At 71.2% G+C, this 1,863-nt stretch carries 3 protein-coding genes; all 3 read left to right on the top strand.

The window, feature by feature from the left end; translation table 11 throughout:
• Positions 1-344 precede the first annotated feature (344 nt).
• The 3 genes from ACIQIB_RS39400 to ACIQIB_RS39410 are packed head-to-tail and all read left to right on the top strand — an operon-like array spanning position 345 to position 1,705.
• Positions 345-836 (top strand): MarR family transcriptional regulator, encoded by a 492-nt coding sequence (locus tag ACIQIB_RS39400; RefSeq protein WP_400764292.1) that lies wholly within the window; start codon positions 345-347, stop codon positions 834-836.
• Positions 763-1,362, top strand: a complete 600-nt coding sequence (locus tag ACIQIB_RS39405) for a transposase (RefSeq protein ID WP_400764294.1) — start codon at positions 763-765, stop codon at positions 1,360-1,362. The genes ACIQIB_RS39400 and ACIQIB_RS39405 overlap by 74 nt, the downstream gene beginning before the upstream one ends.
• Positions 1,244-1,705 (top strand): DDE-type integrase/transposase/recombinase, encoded by a 462-nt coding sequence (locus ACIQIB_RS39410; RefSeq protein WP_400764296.1) that lies wholly within the window; start codon positions 1,244-1,246, stop codon positions 1,703-1,705. Before ACIQIB_RS39405 ends, ACIQIB_RS39410 begins: the two co-directional genes overlap by 119 nt.
• Positions 1,706-1,863: the final 158 nt, after the last annotated feature.

The following is a 1,863-nucleotide window of genomic DNA, read 5'->3' on the forward strand; positions in this document are numbered from 1 at the left end:
TTGGGGGGGGGGGGGGGCCCCCCCCCCCCCCCCCCCCCCCGGGGGGGGCGCCCCCCCCGCCGCCCCCCCCCCCCCGGCCCCCCCCCGGGGGGGGGGGGGGGGGGGGCCCCCCCCCGGCCCGGTCGCCGGGCGTCCGTCCGGGCAGAGAATCGGCCCGGACGGACACAGACGGCCCGCCGTCCGACCGAACTGTCGAACCGTCAGGCATGATGCGGCCTCGTACCGAATTGGTACAGACCACATGCGGTTCGCTGTGGTAGAACCTCAACTCTGCTCCGCGGGAGGCCCCGTGGCGCGGTGCGCCCGCCCCGCCGCACCCGCCGACCGAAGCTGGAGTCGATGTGATGGCCGCCGACCAGGAACCGGGCACGGAGACCTTCCTGACCGCCGAGGGTAGCGTGTTCACCGCGCAGGACCTCTCCCGAGCCCTGCCGCTGTGCCGGCTCACCACCCTGCAGTACGACGTGTGGCACACCGTGCTGGGGGAGATGACCGACGGCGGCTTCGTCACCCTCACCCTTGACGACATCGCGGAGCGGCTGGGAACCAGCAAGAGCAACATCTCGCCGGCGCTCAACCGGCTCGCCGAGCTCGGCCTGCTGTGGCGGATCTCCAACGGGCTGCACCGGATCAACCCGCGGATCGCCTTCAAGGGCTCCCAGGAAGAGTGGATCGAGGCCCTGGAGGAGGTGCCGGCCGATGTCCCAGAGGTCGTCCTGCCCAGCTACCGAGCTTTGCCCCGCGACGTGGACACCCTGACACTTGGATCTTGTAGATCCAGGAAGGGAAGTCCAGACGGGACGTCCGTCGAAGTACTCGGACGAGTTCCGCCGTGATGCCGTCGCGCTGTACCGGGCCTCGGAGGGCCGGCGCACGTTCGCGGCGGTGGCGAAGGAGATCGGGGTCAACCATGAGACCCTGCGGAACTGGGTGCGCTGCCGATGCCGAGCCGGCGTCGGCCGGGCAGACGCTGAACGCCGAGGAGCGGGCCGAGCTCGCGCGGCTTCGCAAGGCCGAGCGCGAGTGGCAGGTCGAGAAGGAGATCCTGCGCCGGGCCGCCGCGTATTTCGCACGGGAGATGAAGTGAGGGCCCGCCGCTGGGACTTCGTCTCCGCCCACGCCGCCGAGTTCGGTGTCCAGCGGTTGTGCGAGATCCTGGGCGTCGCCCGATCCGGTTACTGCGCCTGGCGGGCCGGTGCTCGGGCGCGTGCCGACCGGGCGGCGGCGGAGGCCGCACCGCTGCTTGTGCCAGGCGGTCCACCGGGAGACGCGGGGCGCCTACGGGGTTCCGAGGGTGCGGGCGGAACTGCGGGCCCAAGGTCGGGTGGTCAACCGCAAGCGGATAGCCCGCCTGATGCGTGAGCACGGCATCATCGGCCGTCACCTGCGCAAACGCTGCCGAACCATCGTCCAGGACAGGAGCGTGCCGCCGGCGCCGGACCTGGTCGGACGGGACTTCACCGCGGGCGGGCCCGATGTCCGGTGGGTCGGCGACATCACATATCTACCGGTCGGCGGCTCGTGGATGTACCTGGCCACCGTCATCGACCTGCACTCGCGCCGGCTCGTGGGCTGGTCGATGGCCGACCACATGTGTATTCGGCTGGTCGCTGACGTCCTGAAGGCCGCGGTGGCGACCTGCGGCGGCCTGGTCGACGGCGTGATCTTCCACTCGGACGGAGGCTCTCAAGGCGGATTCAATTGATCGTCGCAACACCTTGATTGAGGTGGTGTTGCATGGGACGGCCAGCAGGTTGGATCACGACGCTGACGGGGCGTCCGGCGATGCGTTCGCCGGGGCGGCCCCCGATCCGGCGCGGTGTGGAGCGGGAGTTCTGGGTGCGGATCGCAGAGGGGATGTCC

This window comes from Kitasatospora sp. NPDC092286, from assembly GCF_044755565.1.
GTDB lineage: Bacteria > Actinomycetota > Actinomycetes > Streptomycetales > Streptomycetaceae > Kitasatospora.